This window comes from Streptomyces sp. NRRL F-5755 (assembly GCF_001279365.1).
GTDB lineage: Bacteria > Actinomycetota > Actinomycetes > Streptomycetales > Streptomycetaceae > Streptomyces > Streptomyces rimosus.
Genome location: NZ_LGCW01000305.1, coordinates 16,421 through 35,758, shown reverse-complemented (window position 1 = coordinate 35,758; position 19,338 = coordinate 16,421). Strand labels below are relative to the sequence as shown.

Genomic DNA, 19,338 nt, shown 5'->3' with positions numbered 1-19,338 from the left:
CCGGCGCGCCGACCCCTGAACAGTGATCCTTTACGGGCCTGCCACAATGGTGACGCTCTTGTGAAATGCCGCACAAGCGCACCGTGCCGCCACCTGCCACCCGAACGAGGTTCCCGTGGACATCAAGACCGCATCCGCCCTGCGCCGGCTCCGCCTGGTCTCCGCCCCCGAGGCGGTTTCCTTCCTGCTGCTGCTCGTCTGCTCGGTCCTCAAGCGGACCACCAGCTTCGACGGCGTGATGGTGATGGGCATGGTGCACGGCATCCTGTTCATCCTCTACGTGGTCTTCTGGCTGGACGCCTGGAGCCGCACCAAGTGGCAGTTCAAGACCGCCGCCCTCTACTTCGTGCTCTCCGTCCTGCCCACCGGCGGCTTCTTCGCCGAGCGCAAGCTCAAGCGGGAGGCCGAGGCCAGCGTGATCGCCGCCCGCGCCCGCCGGGAAGGCGTGGTCAACGCATGATCGTCGCATTTTCGGTCAGCCCGCTGGGGGTCGGTGAGGACGTCGGGGAGTACGTCGCCGACGCCGTACGGGTGGTCCGCGAGTCCGGGCTGCCCAACCGCACCGACGCCATGTTCACGTCCATCGAGGGCGAGTGGGACGAGGTCATGGACGTCGTCAGGCGCGCCGTGGCCGCCGTCGAGGCGCGCGCCGGGCGGGTCTCGCTCGTCCTGAAGGCCGACATCAGGCCCGGCGTCACCGACGGCCTGACCTCCAAGGTCGAGACCGTCGAGCGCCACCTCGCGGCGGGCCGCGAGGACTGAGCGCCGGTTCCGCGCTCAGCCCGGCCGCGGGCCGCCCGCGCTGAGCGCGATGCCCAGCGGCGTGCGCTCGTACAGCACCTGGTGCCCGTGCCGGCGCGACGTCAGCAGTCCGGCGTCGCGCAGCACGGACAGCTGCGCGGACACCGAGGACGGCGCCAGGCCCAGCCGGTGCGCCAGCGCCGTGGTGGACGCCGGCTCGTCCAGCGCGGTGAGCACCGCCGCCCGGTTCACGCCGAGCAGCCGGGCCAGCGCCCGCCCGGTCCGCGGCTCGTGCCACAGCCCGCCGATGCCGCGCGCCGGGTAGATCACGGTGGGCTGCCAGTGCGGCTCGTACGCGCTGACCACGTCGGGCCATACGAAGACGCTCGGCATCAGCAGCACGCCCCGGCCGTCCAGGTCCTGGATCTGGAGGAACCGGGCGCGGGTGCGGACCGTGAGGGTGCCGTCCGACCAGGTGATCCGCGGGCTGAGGTCCGCGAACAGCTTCTCCAGCCCTTCGCCCGCCAGCTGCCGCGACCGGTAGGCGACCTCGGCCTCCAGCAGCGCGCGCAGCCGCGGCCAGTCCGCCTCCAGCAGCGCGCGCCAGGCCCGCTCGGTGACATCGGCCAGCTCCTGTACGGCGGCGGCCGGGTCCGCCAGCATCGCCCGGCCCCGCGGGGACTCGGCCGCGCCCGGCGTACAGGCCAGCGACTTGGCCAGCTCCGCGTGGGCGATGGCCGGGTCCGTGGCCCGTACGCGCGCCAGCTCCTCTTCGAACGGCGCGAGCGACGACTGCGGCGGCGGCCCCAGGAAGTCCGGGGTGTAGCCGGGGTTCGGGGACGGCATCAGCAGCCACAGCGCGGACAGGTCCAGTCCCGCCACCGCGGCGCGCATCCGCCGCAGCCAGGGCAGGTGGTAGCCGTGCCGGTCGGTGCGTAACAGCGTCCGTACGGCCTCGTGCGTCTCGCACAGCGGCGAGATGGCGAAGCGGATGCGCAGCAGGTCCTCCGCGCCGAAGCGCATGTCCAGCGGCATGGCCGCGGCCCCCCTTTCCTCACACCCCCACTCTTCCCGCCCTGCGGCCGGTCGTCCCCTGGATTCGGCTGTCGCCGAAAGACTGGGGCCCTACGGACCGGCCCGGCACGCTGCCGTCATGCCGACGCCTTCCGGGCCCGCCGCCACGGGCCCCACCGAACCGTGCCCGGACCCGGCCGCGCCACCGGAGCCCACGGCCCCGGCCCCGTCGTCCCCAGGCACCGGATACCGCCTCGTCTTCGCCGTCCCCGAATTCCGCTCCGTCTTCGCCGCGCACCTCCTGTCCGCCCTCGGCGTCGTCGTCTGCGAGCTCGCGCTGTCCGTGCTGGTCTACCGGCTCACCGGATCGCCCCTGCTCAGCGCGCTGACGTTCGCGCTCGGCCTGCTGCCGTACGTCATCGGCGGCACGCTGCTCTCCGCGATCGCCGACCGCTGTCCGGCCCGCCGCGTCCTCGTCGTCTGCGACCTGCTGTGCGCGGGCTGCGCCGCCGCGATGGTCGTCCCGGGCACGCCGGTCGCGGTGCTGCTGGCGCTGCGCTGCGCGACCGCCGCCATCGCCCCCGTCTTCGCGGGCACGCGCGCCGCGACGCTCGGCGATGTGCTGGGGGAGGGCGACCTCTTCGTCCTGGGCCGCTCGCTGATCCGCATCGTCAACCAGAGCGCGCAGCTCGTCGGCTTCGCGGCCGGCGGGCTGCTGCTGGCCGCGGTGACGCCCGGCACGGTGCTCGCCATCACGGCCGGTACGTTCCTCGGCTCGGCGCTGCTGCTGCGCCTGGGCACCCGCGCCCGGCCCGCGCGCCGCACGGCCCGCGGCGCGCTGCTGGGCACCTCGCTGTCCGGGACCCGCCGCCTGCTGGCCGACCGCCGCATCCGGGCGCTCCTGCTGCTGACCTGGCTGCCGCCGACGTTCGTCGTCGTCCCCGAGGCGCTGCTCATCCCGTACGCGGACCTGCTCGGCGTGGGACCGGCAGGCGCGGGGCTGCTGATGTGCGCCATGCCGGTGGGCGCGATCACCGCCGAGACGCTGGTCGGCACGTTCCTCGGCCCGCGCGCCCGGGCCCGGCTGACGTTCCCGCTGGGCGTCTTCTGCGTCCTGCCGTCCCTCGGCTTCGCCGCGCGGCCGTCGCTGGGCTGGGCGGTGGTGCTGCTGGTCCTGACCGGCACCGGTATCGCGTACAACTTCGGCGTGGACCGCTGGTTCGTCGCCGCCGTCCCCGACGAGCTGCTGGGGCAGGCCATGACGGTGATGCAGGCGGGCCGTATGACGATCATGGGCCTGGGGATGGGCGCGGCGGGCGTCGCCGCGGAGTACGCGCCCCTGTGGGTGGCGATGCCGGCGGGCGGGGTGGTGGGGGTGGTGTGCGTGCTGCTGGTGGTGGCAGAGGTGCGGCGGACCCGCGCCGGCCGGCCCGTGCTCGCCGGGCCCGCGGAGTGAACAGGACGCGTACCGAAAAGCGAGACAGGGCTGACCACGATATGACCGACCGGTAGGGTCGGTGGCGTGCCGAAGCCGCTCAGCCTTGCCTTCGACCCCATCGCACGCGCCGATGAACTGTGGCAGCAGCGATGGGGCGCCGTGCCGTCCATGGCCGCCATCACCTCGGTCATGCGCGCCCATCAGATCCTGCTGTCCGAGGTGGACGCGGTGCTCAAGCCGTACGGCCTGACGTTCGCCCGGTACGAGGCGCTGGTGCTGCTCACCTTCTCCAAGGCGGGCGAACTGCCCATGTCGAAGATCGGCGAGCGGCTGATGGTCCACCCGACCTCGGTGACCAACACCGTGGACCGGCTGGTGAAAGCCCGCCTGGTCGACAAGCGGCCGAACCCCAACGACGGGCGCGGCACGCTGGCCTCCATCACCCCCAAGGGGCGCGAGGTCTGCGACGCGGCCACCCGCGACCTGATGGCGATGGACTTCGGCCTGGGCGCCTACGACGCCGAGGAGTGCGCGGAGATCTTCGCGCTGCTGCGTCCGCTGCGGGTGGCGGCCGGGGATTTCAAGGACGACTGATCCGTGGTAGGGGCGGCGAAGATCGCACCGGAACGGGCGGTTACGCTCGGACCATGAAACGAAGCGTGCTGACCCGCTACCGGGTGATGGCCTACGTCACTGCCGTGATGCTCCTCGTCCTGTGCGCCTGCATGGTGGCCAAGTACGGCTTCGGCACGGGCAAGGACCTGACCCTCGTGGTCTCCCAGATCCACGGTGTGCTGTACATCATCTACCTGGTCTTCGCCTTCGACCTGGGCTCCAAGGCGAAGTGGAAGTTCGGCAAGCTGCTGTGGGTGCTGATCTCCGGCACCATCCCGACCGCCGCCTTCTTCGTCGAGCGCAAGGTCGTCCGCGAGATGGAGCCGCTGGTCGCGGACGGTACGCCGCAGCCCGCCAAGGTCTGAGACCCGCACGGCGGTGCGCCGGCCGGGAGCCGTCCCGGCCGGCGTTTTTCGCTGTGACCCGTCCCACCTGCGCTTTCCCTGCTCTTCACGGGACCGCCCGAAGGGCGTCCCCGGCTTGCCATCGACAATTACTAGGACGTCCAAGTAAATTTGTCGGTATGGACGCTGAAGCCATCGAAGAGGGCCGCCGCCGCTGGCAGGCCCGGTACGACTCCGCCCGCAAGCGGGACGCGGACTTCACCACGCTCTCCGGCGATCCCGTCGAGCCGGTCTACGGCCCCCGCCCCGGCGACACCGTCGACGGCTTCGAGCGCATCGGCTGGCCCGGTGAGTACCCGTTCACCCGGGGGCTGTACCCGACCGGCTACCGCGGCCGTACGTGGACCATCCGCCAGTTCGCGGGCTTCGGCAACGCCGAGCAGACCAACGAGCGCTACAAGATGATCCTCAAGGCCGGCGGCGGCGGCCTCTCGGTCGCGTTCGACATGCCGACCCTGATGGGCCGCGACTCCGACGACCCGCGTTCGCTCGGCGAGGTCGGCCACTGCGGCGTCGCCATCGACTCCGCCGCCGACATGGAGGTCCTGTTCAAGGACATCCCGCTGGGCGAGGTGACGACCTCGATGACGATCTCCGGCCCGGCCGTCCCGGTCTTCTGCATGTACCTGGTCGCCGCCGAGCGCCAGGGCGTGGACCCGGGCGTCCTGAACGGCACGCTCCAGACCGACATCTTCAAGGAGTACATCGCGCAGAAGGAGTGGCTCTTCCCGCCCGAGCCCCACCTGCGCCTGATCGGCGACCTGATGGAGCACTGCGCGCGCTCTATCCCCGCGTACAAGCCGCTGTCGGTCTCCGGCTACCACATCCGCGAGGCAGGCGCGACGGCCGCGCAGGAGCTGGCGTACACCCTCGCCGACGGCTTCGGCTACGTCGAGCTGGGCCTCTCCCGCGGCCTGGACGTGAACACCTTCGCGCCCGGCCTGTCCTTCTTCTTCGACGCCCATGTGGACTTCTTCGAGGAGATCGCGAAGTTCCGGGCGGCCCGCCGCATCTGGGCCCGCTGGATGCGCGACGTGTACGGCGCCACCAGCGAGAAGGCGCAGTGGTTGCGCTTCCACACGCAGACCGCCGGCGTCTCGCTGACCGCCCAGCAGCCGTACAACAACGTCGTCCGTACGGCCGTGGAAGCGCTCGCCGCGGTCCTCGGCGGCACCAACTCCCTGCACACCAACGCGCTGGACGAGACCCTCGCCCTGCCCAGCGAGCAGGCCGCGGAGATCGCGCTGCGCACGCAGCAGGTGCTGATGGAGGAGACCGGCGTCGCCAATGTCGCGGACCCGCTGGGCGGTTCGTGGTTCGTCGAGGCGCTGACCGACCGGATCGAGGCCGACGCCGAGAAGATCTTCGAGCAGATCAAGGAGCGCGGCACCCGGGCGGTGCCCGGCGGACAACACCCGATCGGCCCCATCACCTCCGGCATCCTGCGCGGCATAGAGGACGGCTGGTTCACCGGCGAGATCGCCGAGTCCGCCTTCCAGTACCAGCAGGCGCTGGAGAAGGGCGAGAAGAAGGTCGTCGGCGTCAACTGCCACCACGGCTCGGTCACCGGCGACCTGGAGATCCTGCGCGTCAGCCACGAGGTCGAGCGCGAGCAGGTACGGGTGCTCGGTGACCGCAAGGCGGCCCGCGACGACGCCCAGGTGCGCTCCTCGCTGGACGCCATGCTCGCCGCCGCGCGCGACGGCGGCAACATGATCGAACCGATGCTGGAGGCCGTACGGGCCGAGGCCACGCTCGGCGAGATCTGCAACGTGCTCCGCGACGAGTGGGGCGTGTACACGGAGCCCGCGGGCTTCTAGAGGCAGTACGTACCGGGGGCGGGGCCGTGCGGTCCCGCCCCCGGTGCCGTGTCAGACCACCGCCCCCGTCCCCGTCCTGGCCTTGTCGCGCGGCCGGGAGACCGGCGCGTCCGGGGCCGGGTGGCGGCCTTCCAGGAGGACGGCGGCCGGGGTGGCGGTGAAGACGGTCGAGGCGATGCCGAACAGGACGCCCGCGAGCAGCGCCACGGAGAAGTCGGCCAGCGAGTCGCCGCCCAGCACCGCGAGGGCGGCGAGGACGAACAGGGCGCCCATGCCGGTGTTCACCGTGCGCGGCACGGTCTGCACGATCGCCCGGTCCGCGAGCCGGGCCAGCCCTTCCGGACCGCGCGCCGCCCGGTCGCCCTTGGCGCCGCGCCGCAGCTCCCGTACGCGGTCGAAGAGCACCACCGTGTCGTTGACGGAGTAGCCGACGACGGTCAGCAGCGCCGCCAGGAAGACGCTGTCCACCGGCTTGCCCAGCCAGGCGAACAGGCCCACCACCAGCACCACGTCCTGCACCATGGCGAGCACCGCCGCCGTCGCGAACGTCCAGCGGAACCGGATGCTCAGATAGACCAGCTGGGCGGCGACCGCGATGCCCAGCGCGATCAGCGCCTTGCCGCGCAGCTCGCTGCCCATGCTGGGCCCGATCTTCTCGTCCCGCTCGACCTCGACCGTGCCGCCGGGCTTCTGGAGGGACGTGCGGATACGGTCCTGCTCGGCGTCGGTCAGCCGCTCGGTCCGTACGGTGATGCCGCCGTCGCCCGACTCCTGGACGACCGCGCGCGGGAAGCCCGCGTCGGCGACCGCTGCGCGCGCCGTCCCGGCGTCGACCGTACGGCTGGTGCTGTACTCGACGAGCCGTCCGCCGGTGAACTCGACGCCGAACTCCAGGCCGCGGATGCCGATCCCGGCGACGGCGAACAGCAGCAGACCGGCGCCGATGCCCAGCCAGGTGCGGCGGTGCCGCATCAGCCGCGGCTCGCGGCGGGCCAGCCAGTGCCGTACCCGCCCCTCGGACGCCATCCCGGTGAGCGCGGGCCGCCGCTGCACGGAGCGCCGGCGCACCGCCCACTCCGCCAGCGCCCGGGTGATGACCAGCGCGGAGACCATCGAGGCCAGCACGCCGATGGACAGGGTCACACCGAAGCCCTTGACCGGGCCGGTGGCGAAGAAGAACAGCAGGCCGGCGGCGAGCAGCGTGGTCACGTTCGAGTCGATGATCGCGCTGAACGCCTTGCCGAAGCCCTCGCGCAGCGGGCGCCGCAGATCCCCGCCGGAGCGGGCCGCGCGGCGCGCGTACTCCTCCCGGGCCCGTTCGAAGACCAGCACGTTGGCGTCCACCGCCATGCCGATCGCCAGCACGAAACCGGCGAGCCCGGGGAGGGTGAGGGTGGCGCCCAGGGCGACCAGCACGGCGTACGAGAGCAGCCCGTACGCGGCGAGGGCCACCGTGGCCAGCGCGCCCAGCAGCCGGTAGACGACGATCACGAACGCGCCGGTGCACAGCAGGCCGATGACCGCGGCGGTGGCGCTGGCCTCGATGGCGTCGGCGCCCAGCGTCGGGCCGACAGTGCGCTGTTCGACGACCTCGACGGGCACCGGCAGGGCGCCGCCCTTGACCAGGGCCGCCAGGTCGCGGGCCTCGGCGTCACCGAACCCGCCGGTGATCTGCGCGTTGCCGCCCGCGATCCCGGTCTTGCAGGGCACGCTCTGCTGCATGCCGGGCGCCGATATGATCTTGTCGTCCAGGACGATCGCCACCCGCCGCGCCGGATCGCCGGGCGCCGCGCACGCCGCCTGGCCGGTGACCCGCGCCCAGGCGTCGGCGGCGGCGCCCCGGAAGGCCAGGTCGACGGTCCAGCCGCGCCCGCCCTGCGCGTCGAAGACGGCCTCCGCGTCCTTGACGCCCTCGCCGGTCAGCGCGGGCGCGCCGAGCCGCAGGGCCCGGCCGGGGGCGTCGGGGTCGGGGAGGACACGGGTGCGGTCTCCCTTGGCCTTCGCTTCCGGCGTGCCCTTCGGGTCCTGCGTGGTCCCGAGGACGGGATGGAAGGTGAGCTGCGCGGTACGGCCGATGACCTCGACGGCCTCCTTCGGGTCCCGTACGCCGGGCAGTTCGGCGACGATGCGCTTCTCCCCGGAGCGGGACAGCGACGGTTCGGCGACGCCGAGCGCGTCGACCCGCTGCCGCAGCACCTCCAGGGCCCGGTCGGTGGCGGCGGAGTCGGCGCGTGCGGTGGGCGAGTCCTTGGTCTCCAGGACGATCTGGGTGCCGCCGCGCAGGTCGAGGCCGAGGCGGGCGGGCGTGGTCAGGGCGAGGAACAGCGACACGGCGACGGCGGCGAGCGCGAGCAGCGCACGCCAGTGACGCCGCGACGGTGCGCGGGACGGCATGGGTCTCCCCTTCAGGGATACGGAGGCGGAGCGCCGGGCGGCGGCGCGCACCGGTCCGCCGCGGCGCGCGGGGCGTCGCGGGGCATGCCGGTGCTGCGGGCGGCCGGGCGCCTGGGGCGTCAGCTGCTCCGTACGAAGGGCGGGGCGCGCGGGCTGCGCGGGGAGTACCGGGTTCCGGGCGGCGCCCGTTCCTGGCGGGGGCCGACGGTCTCGCCGTACCCGAAGGGGGAGTGGCGCGGCGCGGGGGCCGCGGACGGCAGCGCACCCGGCAGGCCCGGGAAGCGCGGGTGCGGGAGGACCGCGTGGACGTGGGCGGTGGCGGACTGGCGCGCCACCGGGCGGTCGGGCGTGGTCCGGGCGTCGGCCCGGGGATGGGCGGGCGTGGAGTGCGCGGTGAGTGCCTGGGGTGCGCTGGACGATGGCTGGGAAGCGGTGCCGACGGGGCCGGAAGTGGCGGCTGCCGGACTGGAGGCGGCGAGCGGGCCGGGCCCCAGCGGGCCGGACGCGGCACCTGCCGTACCGCCGGATGCGGCCTCTGCCGCACCGGACGTACCAGTCAGGGCCGTGGCGGGCGTACCGGGCGTACTGGCCAAGGCTGCACCGGGCGTACCGGCCGCCACCGTGGCGGGCGTACCGGCCAAGGCCGCCCCGGGCATGCCGGCCAAGGCCGCCCCGGGCATGCCGGCCAAGGCCGCCGGCATGCCGGCCAAGGCCGCCCCGGGCATGCCGGCCAAGGCCGCCCCGGGCATGCCGGCCAAGGCCGCCCCGGGCATGCCGGCCAAGGCCGCCCCGGGCGCACCAGCCACCGCCGCCCCGGACGCACCGCCCAGAACCAGCAGCACGGCCCACACCCCGGCCAGCGCGCGGGGCAGGAAGCCCGGCAGCGCACGACGCGCGCGTACGCTCACCGCCTGCCCTCCCGATCCGCCCGGCACCGGCCGGTCTCCGTCCACGGCCCCGGCCGTGATTGCGGCCCAGGGTAGTACGCCGATTCCGTCCTGGCCCTACCCCGCCGGGAAGCGCAGGCGGAAGACCGCCCCGCCGCCCGGCGCCTGTGCTGCCGTCAGTTCGGCGTGGTGCGCGCGGGCGATCTGGCGGGCCATGGCCAGGCCGAGGCCCGAGCCCGGCAGCGCGCGGGCCGCCTCGGCGCGGTAGAAGCGGTCGAAGACGTGCGGCAGGTCCTCGGCCGAGATGCCGGGGCCGTGGTCGCGTACGGTCAGCTCCAGCGCGCCCGCCGAAACGGTCAGCGCGGTCTCGACCGGGCCGCCCGGCGGCGAGAACTTCGCCGCGTTGTCGAGCAGGTTGGACAGCAGCCGGGACAGCCGCGCCGGAACGCCGGGAACGGCCGCCCCGGCCGCCGCCTCGTCGGTCCGTACAGTGAACTCGATCTCCGGCCAGTGCCCGCGCGCCGCCTCCACCGCGTGCTCCAGCAGCACCGCCGGGCGCACCTGCTCCACCAGCGGCTGCGGCTCCTCGTCCCTGGCCAGTTCGATCAGGTCGTTGACCAGTGTGGTGACCTCGCGCAGCTGGCGGCCCAGCGCACCGGACGCGCGGTCGCGCTGGGTGTCGGTCAGCCGGCCGGAGCGGGCGAGGAGTTCGGCGTTGGTGCGCAGTGCGGTCAGCGGTGTGCGCAGCTCGTGGGAGGCGTCCGCGACCAGCCGCCGCTGCGCCGCCACGGACTGTTCCAGCTCGCCGAGCATGGTGTTGAAGCTGGCGGCCAGCCGGGTGATCTCGTCCTGGCGTCCGGGCGGTCCCGGGGGCAGTTCGATGCGGTGCCGGGCGTCGCGGGTGGCGGCGATCCGTTCGGCGGTGGCGGTGAGCCGGGCGACCGGCGCCAGGCCCGTACGCGAGACCCAGTAGCCGAGCCCGGCCGCCAGCAGGACGCCCAGGCCGCCCGCTCCGGCCAGCGCCTTCGCGGTCTTCTCGACGCCGTGGTCCACGATGTCCGAACGCAGCGCCACCTGGAGCGCCAGGTCCCGGCCGCGCAGCTTCGTGGTGTAGACCCGCACCGGCCAGCCGGCCACCGACTGGTTCTCGTAGTACGGCAGCTGGTGCCCGGCGGCGACCGCGCGGACGGTGTCGTCGATCTTCAGCGCGTACGGCTGGCGCGGGTCCTTGGACGGGTCGGCGGCGACCGACTGGACGCAGGGGACGGCCCGGTACTGGCAGCCCGTGTCCCCGGCCGTCGGGCCCTGCTGACGGAAGTCCTCCGTGTACTGGCTGGCCGTGCGGACCAGGTAGGCGTCGAGCTGGCGGGTCATCTGGTCACGGGTGATGAAGAACGCCGCCACGCAGATGCCGACCGCCACCACCGCCACGGCGGCGGACGTGGCGATCGCCAGCCGCGTCCGCAGCGGGCGGCGCCGCCGCCAGCGCGTGCCCAGACCGCGCCGGCCGCTCACGCCCGTCCCGTTCTGCCGCCACGGCCCGGCCTGCGGGTCCTGCCGGACCGCTCGGCCTTGGCCTCCCCGCCCGGCTGGTCCGGCTCGTCCAGGCGGTAGCCGACGCCGTGCACGGTGTGCACCAGCCGCGGCTCGCCGTCCGCCTCCAGCTTGCGGCGCAGGTAACCGACGTACACGGCGAGGGAGTTGGAGTCCGGGCCGAAGTCGCGGCCCCAGACCCGCTCCAGGATCAGTTCGCGCGGCATCACCTGCCCGGGGTGCAGCAGGAGCAGTTCCAGCAGCGCCCATTCCGTACGGCTGAACTCCAGCGGCCTGCCGCCCCGGTGGCCGGTACGCGTGACGGGGTCCACGACCAGGTCGGCGAAGGACAGCGAGGTGTCGTCGGCCGCCGCGGCCGAGGCACGGCGCAGCAGCGCGCGCACGCGCGCCACCAGCTCGTCCAGCGCGAACGGCTTGACGAGGTAGTCGTCGGCGCCCGCGTCCAGCCCGTCCACCCGCTCGCTGACCGAGTCCAGCGCGGTCAGCACCAGGATCGGCGTACGGTCGTCCAGCGCGCGCAGCCGCCGGCACACCGCCAGGCCGTCCAGCACCGGCATCATCACGTCCAGCACGATCGCGTCCGGCTGCCAGGAGGCGACCTCGGAGAGCGCGGCGAGTCCGTCGGACGCGCCGCGCACCGCGTACCCCTCCACGCTCAGGCCGTCCTCGACGGCGGCCCGCACCTCCGGTTCGTCGTCGACGACGAGGATCTTCGGCGGGGGCGCGGCGGGCTGCGGGGCGGCGCTCCGGCCGGCGGGGTGCGGTGCAGGAGTGGACGGCATGCACACAGGCTGCCAAAAGTCCGTCTTAGAACCTTCTTAGGGCGCCTCGCGAGCGTGGCGGCCATGCGCACACCACTTTCGGTTGTCATCGGTGCGGGAGGTACCGGCGGCCACATCTATCCCGGGCTCGCCCTCGCGGACGCCCTGCGCCGGGCGGTGCCCGACGCGGTGGTCTCCTTCGTCGGCACGGAACGCGGGCTGGAGACGCGGCTCATCCCGCAGGCCGGCTACCGCCTGCACACCGTGGACATGATCCCCTTCGACCCGTCGCTCGGCGTCAAGCGGTACCTGCTGCCCGCCGCGCTGCTGAGATCCGGCAACCAGTGCCGCTCGATCCTGCGCACCCAGGGCGCCCAGGTCGCCGTCGGCATGGGCGGCTACCCGAGCGCGCCGGTCATCGTCGGCGCGCGGCTGGCCGGGCTGCCCAGCCTGATCCACGAGTCCAACGCGGTGCCGGGCCGGGCCAACAAGTTCGCCGCCCGGCTCACCCCGCACGTCGCGCTCGCCTTCGACCGCAGCCGCGAGCACCTGGCGGGCGGCGAGCACGCCGAGACGGTCGGCATGCCGCTGGTCGGGCCGCTGGCCACGCTGGACCGTACGGCCCTGCGGGCCCGCGCCCGCCGCGAACTGGGCATACCGGAAGGCGTCCGGCTGCTGCTCGTCAACGGCGGCAGCCTGGGCGCGGCCCGGCTCACCGCGGCGGCGGTGGGGCTCGCGGCCCGCTACCGCTCCCGCAACGACCTGCGGCTGCTGATCAAGACCGGGCCCGCCGCCCTGGACGAGACCCGGGAGCGGCTCGTCGCGACGGGCGGCGCGGCGGTCGCCGATGCCGTCCCGTACCTGGACCGGATGGACCTGGCCTACGCCGCCGCCGACCTGGTGGTGTGCCGGGCCGGCTCGGCGACCGTCGCCGAACTGGCCACGATCGGCATGCCGGCGGTCCTGGTGCCGTACCCCCACGCGCCCGGCGACCACCAGACGCACAACGCGCGGGTGCTGTCCGACGCGGGCGCCGCCGCGCTGCTGCCGGACGCCGAGACCACCGCGGAGCGCCTGGACGCGCTCGTCACACCGCTGCTCGACGACCCCGGCCGGCTCGCCGCCATGGGCCAGGCCGCCGACCCCGGCACCCACGCACAGGCCGCCGACCTCCTGGCCGCCAAGGTCCTGGAGCTGGCCGGCCACGTCGCGACCCACTCCGCCCCCTACCCGCACACCTTCAAGGAGAGCGCATGACCACCACCGACCACGCCACCATGGAAGCCCGCTGGAAGGGCCGCACCGTCCTGGTCACCGGCGCCGAGGGCTTCATCGGCTCCACGCTCGTCGACCAGCTCGTCGGCTACGGCGCGAAGGTGCGCGCCTTCGTCCACTACAAGCCGTACGCCGAGAAGGGCCACCTCGCGCGCTACCTGGGGCCGGACAGCCCGGTCGAGATGATCGCGGGCGATGTGCGCGACGCGGGCCGGGTCTCCGACGCGGTGGCCGGCTGCGACACGGTCTTCCACCTCGCGGCCCTGATCGGCATCCCGTACAGCTACGACTCGCCCGGCGCCTATGTGCAGACCAACGTCGTGGGCACCGAGAACATCGCCGAGGCGTGCCGTCGGCACTCCGTGCGCCGCATGGTGCACACCTCCACCAGCGAGGTGTACGGCACCGCCCTGACCGCGCCGATCGGCGAGGACCACCCGCTGCAGCCGCAGTCCCCGTACTCCGCCTCGAAGATCGGCGCGGACATGATGGCGCTGTCCCACTGGCACGCCTTCGAACTGCCGGTCACCGTGGTGCGCCCGTTCAACACCTACGGCCCGCGCCAGTCCGCGCGCGCCGTGATCCCCACCATCCTCGCCCAGCTGCACTCCGGCTCCCGGGAGATCCGGCTCGGCTCGCTCGCCCCGACCCGTGACTTCACCTACGTCACCGACACCGCGGCCGGCTTCCTGGCGATGGCCGACTGCGACCGGGCGCTCGGCGAGGTCGTCAACCTCGGTACGGGACGCGAGATCTCGATCGGCGACCTGGCGCGGGCCCTGATCGCCGCGTCCGGGCGGGACGCCGAGGTGGTGGTCGAGGGCTCCCGCCTGCGGCCCGCCGGCAGCGAGGTCCAGCGACTGCTTTCGGACAATTCGCGGGCACGCGAATGGGCGGGCTGGACGCCCGAAGTGTCCCTGGAGGAGGGCCTGAAGCGGACGTCCGAGTGGGTGGCGGAGCATGTCCACCTGTTCGCGGCGGACCGCTACCAGGTCTGAGACCCGCGGGGCCGGCCGGGCCCGTCCGGAGCGCTACGCGCCGGGCGGGCCCGCCTCCGTTTCCGCGAGCCCGCCCAGCCCGGCCAGCAGCAGCGTGCTGAACTGCTGCGCCCACAGCTCGTCCACCGGCTCCGCGCTGACCAGTGCCCGGTGCACCACCGCGCCCGCGATCACGTCGAAGATCAGGCCCACCGCCCGCCCGGCCGCCGCCGCGCCCTCCTCGCCGGCCGCGTCCGGCGGCAGCTCCCCGCGCTCCTGCGCCCGCTCCCGCCCGAGGACCACCAGCCGCTTCTGCCGCTCCACCACCGCGGAGCGGATGCGCAGCCGCAGCGCCTCGTCGGTGGTGGACTCGGCGACCACCGCCATCAGCGCCGTCTTGGTCTCCGGACGCGCCAGCAGCGACGCGAACTGCAGGACCACGCCCTCGATGTCCGCCTGGAGACAGCCGCGGTCGGGCAGCTCCAGTTCGTCGAAGAGGACCGCCACGGCGTCCACGACCAGCTCGTTCTTGTTGGCCCAGCGGCGGTAGAGGGTCGTCTTGGCCACCCCGGCGCGGGCCGCCACATCGCTCATCGTCAGCTTGCCCCAGCCCAGCTCGACCAGCGCGGCGCGGGTCGCGCCGAGGATCGCGCGGTCCGCCTCGGCGCTGCGCGGCCGGCCCGTACGGCCCCTGGGGCCCGTACGGCCCTCGGGGGAGCGGGTGCCGGTGAGGGGGCAGCGGTGCATGCGGGCGACCATACCGGCCAGTACGGGAGGGTGGGCCCGCCGTCGTGAGGCAGATCACTCCCGCGGTTCGCGGCAGGGGTTGCCGGGCCGGGGCGCCGCACAGTTACGCTACGGGTCGTAGCGAAAGGGTCCGCCGACGCGGCGCGCCCCGACGCGACAACCACAGGCCGCGGGTGGGGACCCGGGGCCGTACGCGGCATCCGCCGGACCTCCGGGACCGGCGGGAACGCGGCACCACCGTCCTGCGCCGGCACACCGGCGGGCCGCACGGACGGGACCGGCGCCGCGCGTTTTTCGCGCACCGTGAATTTTCGGCACCGCTTTTCGCAACGGTCCGCGGAAGGGGGGAGGATAGGCCCATGCAGCCACGCAACATGTCCATGAGTGGAGTCGTCGACCTCGCCGCGGTGAAGGCGGCCGGGGAAGCCAAGCAGAAGGCGGAGCAGGCACGCGCCGAAGCCGCCCGCACGGGCAAGCCCGCCGGTGGCGCCCGTCTGGTGTACGACGTCGACGAGGCGGGGTTCCAGCAGGACATCCTCCAGCGCTCCACCGAGGTGCCGGTCGTCATCGACTTCTGGGCCGAGTGGTGCGAGCCGTGCAAACAGCTCGGCCCGCTGCTGGAGCGGCTGGCGGGGGAGTACGCCGGCAAGTTCGTCCTGGCCAAGATCGACGTCGACCGCAACCAGGCGCTGTTCCAGCAGTTCGGCGTGCAGGGCATCCCGGCGGTCTTCGCGGTCGTCGCGGGCCAGCCGATCCCGCTGTTCCAGGGCGCGGCCCCGGAGGCGCAGATCCGCCAGGTGCTGGACCAGCTCGTCCAGGCCGCCGAGCAGCAGTTCGGGATCGTGGGCGCGCCGGTCGACCCGGCCGACGCCGCGCCCCAGGAGGACGCCCCCGCGCCCGCCGGTCCGTACGACGCGCTGCTGGAGGCCGCGAACCAGGCGCTGGACAACGGCGACCTCGCCGGTGCCGTCCAGGCGTACAAGAACGTCCTCGCGGACGACCCGGCCAACCCGGAGGCCAAGCTGGGCCTCGCGCAGGCCGAACTCCTCCAGCGCGTCCAGGGCCTGGACGCGCAGCAGGTGCGCAAGGCCGCGGCCGACGCCCCGGGCGACGTGCAGGCGCAGATCAAGGCGGCCGACCTGGACCTGGTCGGCGGGCACGTCGAGGACGCCTTCGGGCGGCTGGTGGACACCGTCAGGCGCACGGCCGGCGACGACCGCGAGGCCGCGCGGGTGCGGCTGCTGGAGCTCTTCGAGGTCATCGGCGCCGAGGACCCGCGGGTGATTTCGGCGCGTACGGCACTGGCGCGGGTGCTCTTCTGAGTCATCGGCGCTCCGTCTCCCGCGCCTCCTGAAGCGCGGAGACCCCTTCCTCAGCAGCGGCCACGTTTTACCAAATCTTGGTAATCGTGGCCGCTGTTACTTGGAGTAAGAGCAGTGCCGCGATTCGACGCTTTTTGTCCGTGATTCCCCCGTGTCGCGTCACCGTTGGCGACAACCCTGGGTGCGTGCCCGATTTCGCGCTGTCGCACGCCGGTTATCTCTCCGTTACTCGCAAGTAACGAACCTCTTGTGCGACGGCTCCCGATGCACCACGATCGGCCACGCTCGGTCCGTTTCCCCCGCCCGGCAACCGGTCGGCGTCGCGGGGGCGACGGGTCCCCACCGAGTGACCGGCGGCACCGCCACCGGTCCTGGACAGGGGGGGTCCTGCCCAACCCGGCAGGGCCTGTCCGACAAGGGCCGCGCGCGAGCGTGGCCAGTGGTTGTCGCTCGGGGGTGATCGCCGGTGCTTCGGAACGCGCTACGCCTGTACGCCTTTCGATACGGGCGCTCTCCTTCCCGAGGACGTAGCACTTCTCCCATCCCAGGTACGGCCGCCGTCTCCCCGAGACGTGGACCGCAACCGGAGATGTACGTCCGAGAAGGAGGAAAGTCATGGAGTCCCTGGCTCGTGGCGGGACCAGATGGAAGCGGTTCGCGGTCGTCATGGTCCCGAGCGTCGCGGCGACGGCGGCCATCGGTGTCGCCATCGCGCAGGGTGCGCTGGCGGCGTCGTTCAGCGTCTCCGGCCAGCAGTTCAAGGTCACCGCGTCCGAACTCGACGGTGACGGATTCGTCCAGTACGGCGCCCTCGACAAGGGCAAGAACGGCCAGCACCCGGTCGCCGTGGTGGGCATGAACTCCGCGGAGATCACCAACCTGTGCCAGTCGGTCGTCGTGCCGGTGCCGATCTTCGGCGACGTGACGATGCAGCTCAAGGCGGGCGGCAAGGGCGGTCCGCGGGTCGAGGCGAAGAAGCTCTACATCGACGCCGACGACCTGCAGACCAACGCGACGTTCACCAACGTGGACATCGGTGTCTCGGTGGACAGCACCACCAAGGGTCCCGGTCCGGCCAAGCCTGGCGAGGGCGGCCAGGGGAGCTACCTCTCCAACTCCTTCGCCCAGCAGGCCGAGAAGGTCCACTTCGAGGACGTCAAGCAGCGTGCCTGGGCCACCACGGCCGGCACGTTCAAGCTCAGCGGACTGCACATGAACGTCAGCCGCGGCAAGAACGAGTGCTACTGACGCCCTGAGCGCACGGGGGCGGGGGGTGTGCGGCGGGAGCGGCCCGCCGTCCGCGCGCCCCGCACCCGTACGCCGGCGGCCACCGCACCACGCACCCCAGCTCACGTACCACCGATGAGCCAGTCCCGAGGAGCTGTACGACATGAGCGCCGACACGCGACCACGGCTGAACGAGAGCATCGGCCGCAAGCGCACTTCGTTCCGGGAGTGGCGGGGTCAGCGCCCGTTCTGGGGCGGGGTGCTGACGCTGCTGGCCGGATTCCCGATCATGTACATCCCCTACGCGAACCTCACGATCGGCTCCCTGACCGTACGGATGGCGACGACCGCGGGCGCCGGCTCGCTGATCATCGGCGTACTCCTGGTCGTGCTCGGCCTGACCATGTGGTTCCAGCCCGCCTCCCGCGTCTTCGCGGGCGTGGCGGCGATCCTGCTGTCCCTGGTCTCCCTGGTGGTCTCCAACTTCGGCGCCTTCATGGTCGGCTTCGTGCTCGGCCTGGTCGGCGGCGCGCTGGGGGTCTCCTGGGCGCCGGGCAAGCCCCTCGCCCCCGAGGACGGCACCCCGGCCCGGCCCGCGGGCGGCACACCGGACGACCTGTCAGGAGCGAGCCCGGTCAACGGGACGAACGGGAGGCACAGTGCCGGGTGACGAGCTGCACGAGACGAACGCGGCCGCCCCGGGGGCGAGAACGGGGCCGCGCCACGCGGCCCCGCGCAAGCCGCTGCTGACCCGGCTGCACGTGCCCGCGGGCAAGGCGATCGCCATTGCCGCGATGCCGTCCGCCGTCCTGATGGGCATGGGCCTGACCCCGCAGCTGGCGATGGCCAAGCCGCAGCCGCCGGAAAGCCCCTTCAGGAACGGCCCGTGCGTCAGCGCCCCCGACAAGGCGGAGCAGGACGCGAAGGACAAGGCGGCGAAGGACAAGGCCGAGAAGGAGAAGGCCGCCAAGGACAAGGCCGAGAAGGAAAAAGCGGCCAAGGACAAGGCGGCCGAGGACAAGGCAGCCGAGGACAAGGCAGCCGAGGACAAGGCGGCCGAGGACGGCAAGTCCGCCAAGCCCGGCAAGGACCAGGCCGCCGGTGGTACGGGCTCCACACCCGCCCCGTCCTCCGACACCTCCTCCCGGACTCCCTCCCCCTCCCCGGACAAGGCCGGAAAGGCCCCCGCGCCCACTCCGTCCCCGTCGGCCTCCTCTCCCTCCTCGGAGCAGAACCCCTGGTACGACCCCCTGGGCGTGGGCAAGAAGCTGCACGACGTCTTCCACCCCGGCCAGGACGAGCCGGCCGGCCCCGGCGCGACGCCGTCCCCGTCACCCTCGGGGAACTCCGGCACCGGCAAACCAGCGGACCAACCCTCCACCAAGCCCACCGACCCGCTGAAGGACGCCGTCGGCAAGGCGGACGAAGCGGCCGGGGACGCCACCGGCAAGGCCGGGAAGGCCGCGAAGGACGCGGCGAAGGACGCCAAGGACAAGGCGGACGACGCCTCGCCGTCGGCCTCCCCGTCCCCCAGCGGCAGCGCCGGCCCGGGCGCCCCCGACGCGGACGGCAAGAAGCCGTTCCCCTGCGTCGAGGAGAAGAAGGCCGCCGGCACGGACGAGCGGCCCCCGGCCACCGTCCCGAACCAGCCCTGGTACCTGGAGTCCAGCGGGCTGACCCTGCGCGGCCTGGACTACGAGGGCGTCGTCAACCTCACGATGCCCGACGGCCGTACCAAGCAGGCCCTGAAGTTCACCGCCGACAGCATCGACATCGGCGACCTCCACCAGATCGTGGACGGCCCGGCCGGGAAGAAGTACCACGTCCAGGCGGCCGCGGGCTCGACCTCCACGATCCGGGGCGGCAAGGTCACCATGTACACCGAACGCCTCCAGGGCAACCTCTTCGGCCTGATCCCGATCGTCTTCGACCCGGAGCACCCGCCCCCGCTCAATGTCCCCTTCGCGTACTTCACCAAGGTCAAGATCACCCAGGCGGGCCAGTTCGGCGGCACCCTGACGATTCCGGGGCTGCACCAGTCGATCACGGACTGACGCGTGCGGGAGCTGGACGCCTGGCCGGAGGTGTGCCCGCTGCTGCCCTGAGGGCACACCACCGGAAGACGGCTGTGGGCCGCATCCCCAATCGGATGCGGCCCACAG

18 protein-coding genes are annotated in these 19,338 nt (G+C 73.3%); 12 read left to right on the top strand and 6 right to left on the bottom strand.

The window, feature by feature from the left end; translation table 11 throughout:
• The first annotated feature begins 115 nt into the window (after positions 1–115).
• Positions 116–460, top strand: coding sequence for a DUF3817 domain-containing protein (locus ADK86_RS34800; RefSeq protein ID WP_030595573.1), 345 nt, complete (start codon positions 116–118; stop codon positions 458–460).
• Positions 457–762: an MTH1187 family thiamine-binding protein gene (locus tag ADK86_RS34795; RefSeq protein ID WP_053700200.1), complete on the top strand. Its 306-nt coding sequence runs from the start codon at positions 457–459 to the stop codon at positions 760–762. The genes ADK86_RS34800 and ADK86_RS34795 overlap by 4 nt, the downstream gene beginning before the upstream one ends.
• Before the next feature lie 15 nt (positions 763–777).
• Here the strand turns inward: ADK86_RS34795 and ADK86_RS34790 are convergent, their stop codons facing one another.
• Positions 778–1,776, bottom strand: coding sequence for an ArsR/SmtB family transcription factor (locus ADK86_RS34790; RefSeq protein ID WP_030374559.1), 999 nt, complete (start codon positions 1,774–1,776; stop codon positions 778–780).
• A 118-nt stretch (positions 1,777–1,894) separates the two neighbouring features.
• On the opposite strand from ADK86_RS34790, the gene ADK86_RS34785 reads away from it, so the two are divergent.
• The 4 genes from ADK86_RS34785 to ADK86_RS34770 all read left to right on the top strand — a co-directional run bounded on the left by ADK86_RS34785 (position 1,895) and on the right by ADK86_RS34770 (position 6,032).
• On the top strand, positions 1,895–3,211 hold the full coding sequence (locus ADK86_RS34785) for an MFS transporter (protein ID WP_053700199.1): 1,317 nt from the start codon (positions 1,895–1,897) through the stop codon (positions 3,209–3,211).
• A gap of 66 nt (positions 3,212–3,277) precedes the next feature.
• Positions 3,278–3,787: a MarR family winged helix-turn-helix transcriptional regulator gene (locus ADK86_RS34780; protein WP_003982601.1), complete on the top strand. Its 510-nt coding sequence runs from the start codon at positions 3,278–3,280 to the stop codon at positions 3,785–3,787.
• A gap of 53 nt (positions 3,788–3,840) precedes the next feature.
• Positions 3,841–4,173 (top strand): DUF3817 domain-containing protein, encoded by a 333-nt coding sequence (locus tag ADK86_RS34775; protein ID WP_053700198.1) that lies wholly within the window; start codon positions 3,841–3,843, stop codon positions 4,171–4,173.
• 158 nt (positions 4,174–4,331) lie between these two features.
• The gene (locus tag ADK86_RS34770) at positions 4,332–6,032 is read left to right on the top strand and encodes an acyl-CoA mutase large subunit family protein (protein ID WP_053700197.1); all 1,701 of its coding nucleotides are present in this window, start codon (positions 4,332–4,334) and stop codon (positions 6,030–6,032) included.
• A 51-nt stretch (positions 6,033–6,083) separates the two neighbouring features.
• Here ADK86_RS34770 and secD read toward each other — a convergent pair whose 3' ends face one another.
• From secD to ADK86_RS34750, 4 genes are all read right to left on the bottom strand, one after another.
• On the bottom strand, positions 6,084–8,426 hold the full coding sequence (gene secD, locus ADK86_RS34765) for a protein translocase subunit SecD (RefSeq protein ID WP_053700196.1): 2,343 nt from the start codon (positions 8,424–8,426) through the stop codon (positions 6,084–6,086).
• Positions 8,427–8,545: 119 nt separating this feature from the next.
• On the bottom strand, positions 8,546–9,334 hold the full coding sequence (locus ADK86_RS43505) for a hypothetical protein (RefSeq protein ID WP_053700195.1): 789 nt from the start codon (positions 9,332–9,334) through the stop codon (positions 8,546–8,548).
• Between the two features lie 96 nt (positions 9,335–9,430).
• Positions 9,431–10,828: a sensor histidine kinase gene (locus ADK86_RS34755; protein ID WP_053700194.1), complete on the bottom strand. Its 1,398-nt coding sequence runs from the start codon at positions 10,826–10,828 to the stop codon at positions 9,431–9,433.
• Entirely contained in the window at positions 10,825–11,649 is an 825-nt protein-coding gene (locus ADK86_RS34750; RefSeq protein WP_053700220.1) for a response regulator transcription factor, read from the bottom strand. Before ADK86_RS34750 ends, ADK86_RS34755 begins: the two co-directional genes overlap by 4 nt.
• A gap of 63 nt (positions 11,650–11,712) precedes the next feature.
• On the opposite strand from ADK86_RS34750, the gene ADK86_RS34745 reads away from it, so the two are divergent.
• Together ADK86_RS34745 and ADK86_RS34740 are read left to right on the top strand one after the other, a co-directional pair.
• Complete coding sequence (locus ADK86_RS34745; RefSeq protein ID WP_053700193.1) at positions 11,713–12,885, top strand: UDP-N-acetylglucosamine--N-acetylmuramyl-(pentapeptide) pyrophosphoryl-undecaprenol N-acetylglucosamine transferase; 1,173 nt, start codon at positions 11,713–11,715, stop codon at positions 12,883–12,885.
• Positions 12,882–13,901, top strand: coding sequence for a GDP-mannose 4,6-dehydratase (locus tag ADK86_RS34740; RefSeq protein ID WP_033035020.1), 1,020 nt, complete (start codon positions 12,882–12,884; stop codon positions 13,899–13,901). Before ADK86_RS34745 ends, ADK86_RS34740 begins: the two co-directional genes overlap by 4 nt.
• A gap of 33 nt (positions 13,902–13,934) precedes the next feature.
• Here ADK86_RS34740 and ADK86_RS34735 read toward each other — a convergent pair whose 3' ends face one another.
• Positions 13,935–14,639 carry a TetR/AcrR family transcriptional regulator gene (locus ADK86_RS34735; protein WP_030595537.1) on the bottom strand — a complete coding sequence of 235 codons (705 nt, stop codon included), beginning with the start codon at positions 14,637–14,639 and terminating at the stop codon, positions 13,935–13,937.
• A 347-nt stretch (positions 14,640–14,986) separates the two neighbouring features.
• Between ADK86_RS34735 and ADK86_RS34730 the strand changes: the two genes are divergently transcribed.
• The 4 genes from ADK86_RS34730 to ADK86_RS34715 all read left to right on the top strand — a co-directional run bounded on the left by ADK86_RS34730 (position 14,987) and on the right by ADK86_RS34715 (position 19,230).
• Positions 14,987–15,949 carry a tetratricopeptide repeat protein gene (locus ADK86_RS34730; protein WP_053700192.1) on the top strand — a complete coding sequence of 321 codons (963 nt, stop codon included), beginning with the start codon at positions 14,987–14,989 and terminating at the stop codon, positions 15,947–15,949.
• Positions 15,950–16,564: 615 nt separating this feature from the next.
• On the top strand, positions 16,565–17,197 hold the full coding sequence (locus ADK86_RS34725) for a DUF6230 family protein (protein WP_053700191.1): 633 nt from the start codon (positions 16,565–16,567) through the stop codon (positions 17,195–17,197).
• 142 nt (positions 17,198–17,339) lie between these two features.
• Complete coding sequence (locus ADK86_RS34720; protein WP_030595530.1) at positions 17,340–17,846, top strand: DUF6114 domain-containing protein; 507 nt, start codon at positions 17,340–17,342, stop codon at positions 17,844–17,846.
• Positions 17,836–19,230 carry a hypothetical protein gene (locus tag ADK86_RS34715; RefSeq protein WP_053700190.1) on the top strand — a complete coding sequence of 465 codons (1,395 nt, stop codon included), beginning with the start codon at positions 17,836–17,838 and terminating at the stop codon, positions 19,228–19,230. The genes ADK86_RS34720 and ADK86_RS34715 overlap by 11 nt, the downstream gene beginning before the upstream one ends.
• Positions 19,231–19,338: the final 108 nt, after the last annotated feature.

Bases quoted from the DNA above. Each gene is read 5' to 3' on its own strand.
- ADK86_RS34795 (WP_053700200.1), top strand. From the start codon at position 457: ATGATCGTCGCATTTTCGGTCAGCCCGCTGGGGGTCGGTGAGGACGTC.
- ADK86_RS34790 (WP_030374559.1), bottom strand. From the start codon at position 1,776: ATGCCGCTGGACATGCGCTTCGGCGCGGAGGACCTGCTGCGCATCCGC.
- ADK86_RS34785 (WP_053700199.1), top strand. From the start codon at position 1,895: ATGCCGACGCCTTCCGGGCCCGCCGCCACGGGCCCCACCGAACCGTGC.
- ADK86_RS34775 (WP_053700198.1), top strand. From the start codon at position 3,841: ATGAAACGAAGCGTGCTGACCCGCTACCGGGTGATGGCCTACGTCACT.
- ADK86_RS34770 (WP_053700197.1), top strand. From the start codon at position 4,332: ATGGACGCTGAAGCCATCGAAGAGGGCCGCCGCCGCTGGCAGGCCCGG.
- secD (WP_053700196.1), bottom strand. From the start codon at position 8,426: ATGCCGTCCCGCGCACCGTCGCGGCGTCACTGGCGTGCGCTGCTCGCG.
- ADK86_RS34750 (WP_053700220.1), bottom strand. From the start codon at position 11,649: ATGCCGTCCACTCCTGCACCGCACCCCGCCGGCCGGAGCGCCGCCCCG.
- ADK86_RS34745 (WP_053700193.1), top strand. From the start codon at position 11,713: ATGCGCACACCACTTTCGGTTGTCATCGGTGCGGGAGGTACCGGCGGC.
- ADK86_RS34740 (WP_033035020.1), top strand. From the start codon at position 12,882: ATGACCACCACCGACCACGCCACCATGGAAGCCCGCTGGAAGGGCCGC.
- ADK86_RS34735 (WP_030595537.1), bottom strand. From the start codon at position 14,639: ATGGTCGCCCGCATGCACCGCTGCCCCCTCACCGGCACCCGCTCCCCC.
- ADK86_RS34730 (WP_053700192.1), top strand. From the start codon at position 14,987: ATGCAGCCACGCAACATGTCCATGAGTGGAGTCGTCGACCTCGCCGCG.
- ADK86_RS34725 (WP_053700191.1), top strand. From the start codon at position 16,565: ATGGAGTCCCTGGCTCGTGGCGGGACCAGATGGAAGCGGTTCGCGGTC.
- ADK86_RS34720 (WP_030595530.1), top strand. From the start codon at position 17,340: ATGAGCGCCGACACGCGACCACGGCTGAACGAGAGCATCGGCCGCAAG.